Below are 4,213 nucleotides of genomic sequence, written 5' to 3'. Positions count from 1 at the left end.
CGCCGGCCGCGCGTCCCGCGTCCCCGGTCCGCCCGACGGCAGGCCCGGCATCCGGCGACAAGCGCGGCTGGCTGTCCGATCTGCTGACGCGGGCCTCGCTCGACGACGAGGACGAAGCCGGCGTCGCCGAGCCCCCCGTCCCTGCCCCGGGCACGTCGAAGGCCGCGGTGGAGACCGGTCGGATCGCCCTGGAGACGATCTCGGCCGACATCGCGCGGATGATCGACCACCGCACGGCGGTCGACCTGTGGGAGCGTTATCGTCGCGGCGAGCCGAACCTGTTCGACATCAAGATCTACACGCCGCAGGGCAAGCAGACCTTCCTGGAGATGCAGCGCCGCTACCGTGCCGACGCCGAGTTCCGCCGCACCGTCGACCGCTACGTCAGCGAGTTCGAGCGCCTGCTCGGCGACGTGGCCCGCAACGACCGCGACGCGGCCCGCGCCGACGCCTACCTGACCTCCGAGACCGGCAAGGTCTACACGATGCTCGCCCATGCGAGCGGGCGGTTCGAGGGCGCCTGACGTCTGCTGGACGCGAGAAGGGCGGCTCCATCGGGGCCGCCCTTCGTTTGTCCGATCACAGGAGCCCGAGACCGACCAGCTCGCGGCGCAGGGCCTCGGGCATGGCGGCGAGGTCGGCGGCGGCGCCGATGCCGAGGTCCCCCGGCGCATCGCGCTGGGTCAGGTAGCGCCACCCCTGGAACGGTCGGCACGGCCGCGGCGTCACCGCGACGATCGCCGGATCGAGGACGAGGCGGCAGCGGCCGATGCCGTCGTCGCCGGTGACGAGGTCGATCGCGGTGATCGCCTGGCGGCAGCTCAGCGTGCCCTTGATCACCCAGTAGATCGAGCCGTGCCCGGCGATCTCGGCCCGCCGCTTCGGGACCATCCGTGTGGTGTGGACCGGCGCCGGATCGGCACCGAGCCGCAACGCCTCGTCGCGGAACCGGGATTGACGCGCCTCCAACTCGTCGATCGAGGCGGGGCCGACGCAGAGCTTGAGCAGGTGAAGGGCCACGATGTCGTCGGTCTCTCGCAGGCGCCGGGCGATGCGCGGAGGGTGTAACGCCGGATCATTGCGGCGAACGCGCGACCCTTCGTCCTGGCTACAGGTTCCGGCCGCGCGATCGTTGCTACGCGTCGGTCATCGCCTCGATCATGCCTTCGGGATCGCTCACGAACTGCCGCAGGATCCGGAAATGCTCGGTGTCCTGAAGGGCGACGGGCTCGAGGCCGTGCCGGCTCATCCGCAGCAGCCGTGCGCCGGGATGGGCCATGATGATCGGCGAATGCGTGACGATCAGCACCTGGGTCTGGTTGCCCGCCTCCATGCGCCTCAGGAGCCTGAGGAAGTCGAATTGCCGGTTCGGCGACAGGGCCGCTTCGGGCTCGTCGAAGAGGAAGATCCCGGGCTTGGCGCAGCGTTCCTCGAAGAACCGGATGAAGCCCTCGCCATGCGAGTAGGACAGGAAATCCGCGCTGGGGCTGCCGACCTCGTCGAGGTAGCGGGCGACGGAGAAGAAGCTCTCCGCCCGGAAGAACCAGCCGCGACCGACCTTCGGCAGCCAGCTCGCCCGGAGCACCCGCGCGAGGTCGCCGCCGCTGGTCTCGGCCGCCCGGGCGTTGTCGACGGCGCGGTAGCCCGCGCCGCCACCGCTCTCATCGAACCCGGCGAGGACCGCGATGCCCTCCAGCAGGGTGGATTTCCCGACCCCGTTCTCGCCGGCAATGATGGTCACCGGACGATCGAACGCGAGCTCGAACCCGCCCTCCCGGAACAGCGGAAGGCAGTAGGGATAGGCGTCGCGATCGTAGACCGCGTCGTCGGGCAGCCAGACCCGCTTCAGGTACGGCGGCGGCAACGACTTGTTCCGATACCTCGGCAACGCCTGGCCTCCGTCGCTTCGCCCCTCTGGCCCATAGGGGCGGCGATCTCACGGGGGCGCAAGCGGCGCGAGGCGCGATCCCGAGCTTCGGGGAACGCGTCGCCCCGCCGTGGTTCGCCGGCGCAGGCGCGGTCCCGGATCGGAGGGCGGTCTCGCGCTCGCTCGGCGGAGCCCTAGCAGAACAGCGCCAGCTTCTCCTCGACGCTGAGCGCATCGATCTCGGCGAAGCTGAGCGCACGTTCCGCGGGCGGATGCGATTCGGCGCTGATGTCGGCGGGTGCCGCGTCGGCAGCCCGGAACTCGAGGGCGTCGTCCTCGGAGGCGATCTGCGCCTCGAAATCGTCGGCCCAATCCAGCTCGGCCTCGACGTCCGACGCCTCCGCGGCCGACTCGGGCTCCGGCTCGGGCTCGGGCGCCGAGGGCAGGAACACGATGTCGTCGTGGAGCGGCACCGCACCGGGTTCGATCGCCCGGAGAGCCGCATGCGCGGCGGCGATCACCGCCGGCGCGTCCATGCCCAGATAACGGTCGACGTCACTCTGATCGAGGTCCTCGGGCCGCGATTCGCGGGCCGGGCGCGAGGTCGCGTAGCCCGGCGCCGGCGGGACCGGAGCGCCGGCATCGCCCCAGATCGCCATCATCGCGATCAGGCGTTCCTCGAGATAGCGCAAGGTCTGCACGATCCGGCTCGTGCGCTGCGCCGTGAGGTCCTGGAACGAGCAGGCGGTGTAGATCTGCGTCGCGTAGCGGTCGAGGGCGTCGCAGGCCGCCTCGTCGATGCCGTGCTCGCGCAGCGACCACGCGCTTTCCTGAACCTGCTCGGCGGCGGTGAGGATGTCGGTGGTCGCCCGCTCCGTCGCCTGGACGATCGCGTCCAGCGCCTCCGAGGCGATGCCGAGCCGGGTCTGGTCGTGATCGGGATCGGTGATCGCCGCGATCTCGGCCTTGGTCCGGCTGATCGCGCTCGCCATCTCCATGATGTCGCCGCGGAAATGGCTGACCGCGTCCGGGCCGTGCCCGTCCGTGACCGCGGATTCGAGCCGCGCGATCGCGTCGAGCAGCACGGTCGTGTCGGCGCTGCGGTTGCGGCGGGCATACTCCGCAAGGAACCAGCGCCCGCGGGCGCTCCCGCTCATGGTCGCCTCGATGGCCTCGTACTCGGTCGGCTCGAAGGCCGTCAGCGAGTGGGAACCGGACATGATACGCGTCCTCGAAGGCGATAGCCTCGCGCGGTGGGACGAGACCCGGCTCCGGCGCAACTCTGGCAAGAGCGCAATTTGACAGGATCGGTTTAACGGCGGCTTACGGTGGCCGCTCCCGTCCCGATCCACCCCGCATCGATCCGAGACCTTGGCCGCGTCCCCGACTCTCGAGCCCAGCCGTTTCCGCTTGTCGCTCCTCTACGCGGTGGTCTTCGTCGAGATCGGCATCGCGATGCCGTTCATGCCGGTCTGGCTCGCCGCGCTCGGCCTCGACGCCTCGGTGATCGGGCTGCTGCTCGCCCTGCCGATCGCCACGCGCATCGTCGCCACCGCACCGCTGATGAGCCTGATCGATCGCGGCGTCGGCGCCCGGGCGCTGCTACTGACGGGCAGCCTCGCCCTGGCGGCGACCTACGCCCTGATGCCGGCCGGCGCCGGGATCGGCTGGCCTGCGCTGGCGCTCCTCGTGCTGCTCAACGCGGTCGCCGGCGCGCCGCTGGTTCCGAGCATCGACTACCTTACCCTCGCCGCCGTCCGCCGGCAGCCGCGGCTCGACTACGCGCGGATCCGGATGTCGGGCTCGGTGGCGTTCCTCATCGCCAACCTCGCCGGCGGGGCGCTGCTCACGGCGATGGGCGAAACCCTCGCGGTGCCGCTGCTGCTCACCGGGCTGGCGCTGATCGCGAGCGCGGTGGCGTTCACCAGCCGCTCGGTCGCCGCGCCGGCGCCGGAGCACGCGGAGGGGCTTCGTCCACGGCTGCCGCTGCGCCTCAAGCTCTGCGTCGCCGCCGCCGCCGCGATCCAGGCGAGCCACGCGGCGATCTACGCCTTCGGCAGCATCCACTGGACCGCGCACGGCTTCTCGACCGCGACGGTCGGCGCGCTCTGGGGCGTCGGGGTCGTCGCCGAGATCGTGCTGTTCGCCTGCGTCGCCCGCCTGCCGGCCGCGTGGCGCACGCCGTTCCGCTATCTCGCCCTCGGCGGCGGGGCGGCGCTGGTTCGCGCGGTAGGGATGTACGCCCTCGGCGACACCTTGCCCGCGCTCGTCGGCCTCCAGGCCCTGCACGGGCTGACCTTCGGCGCGACGCAGCTCGGGGCGATGGCCGCCGTCTCCGCCTTCGCC

Annotated in this window: 5 protein-coding genes; 2 read left to right on the top strand and 3 right to left on the bottom strand. The window is 71.6% G+C overall.

Annotated features, from left to right (window positions below):
- Positions 1 to 524: hypothetical protein (locus tag FV223_RS21405; protein ID WP_147728890.1), on the top strand; the 524-nt coding region annotated here is incomplete at its 5' end.
- A gap of 55 nt (positions 525 to 579) precedes the next feature.
- Here FV223_RS21405 and FV223_RS21400 read toward each other — a convergent pair.
- The 3 genes from FV223_RS21400 to FV223_RS21390 all read right to left on the bottom strand — a co-directional run bounded on the left by FV223_RS21400 (position 580) and on the right by FV223_RS21390 (position 3,087).
- The gene (locus tag FV223_RS21400) at positions 580 to 1,020 is read right to left on the bottom strand and encodes a DUF1489 domain-containing protein (protein ID WP_147728889.1); all 441 of its coding nucleotides are present in this window, start codon (positions 1,018 to 1,020) and stop codon (positions 580 to 582) included.
- Positions 1,021 to 1,135: 115 nt separating this feature from the next.
- Positions 1,136 to 1,864: an AAA family ATPase gene (locus FV223_RS21395; RefSeq protein WP_246689750.1), complete on the bottom strand. Its 729-nt coding sequence runs from the start codon at positions 1,862 to 1,864 to the stop codon at positions 1,136 to 1,138.
- Between the two features lie 197 nt (positions 1,865 to 2,061).
- Positions 2,062 to 3,087, bottom strand: coding sequence for a hypothetical protein (locus FV223_RS21390; protein WP_147728887.1), 1,026 nt, complete (start codon positions 3,085 to 3,087; stop codon positions 2,062 to 2,064).
- 190 nt (positions 3,088 to 3,277) lie between these two features.
- On the opposite strand from FV223_RS21390, the gene FV223_RS21385 reads away from it, so the two are divergent.
- The coding region (locus FV223_RS21385) for an MFS transporter (protein ID WP_281407458.1) at positions 3,278 to 4,213 on the top strand (936 nt) is incomplete at its 3' end.

It is taken from the genome of Methylobacterium sp. WL116, assembly GCF_008039455.1.
Lineage (GTDB): Bacteria > Pseudomonadota > Alphaproteobacteria > Rhizobiales > Beijerinckiaceae > Methylobacterium.
Note: the sequence above shows the minus strand (reverse complement) of the source record. Positions and strands in the feature narration are given on the sequence as shown.

Bases quoted from the DNA above. Each gene is read 5' to 3' on its own strand.
- FV223_RS21390 (WP_147728887.1), bottom strand. From the start codon at position 3,087: ATGTCCGGTTCCCACTCGCTGACGGCCTTCGAGCCGACCGAGTACGAG.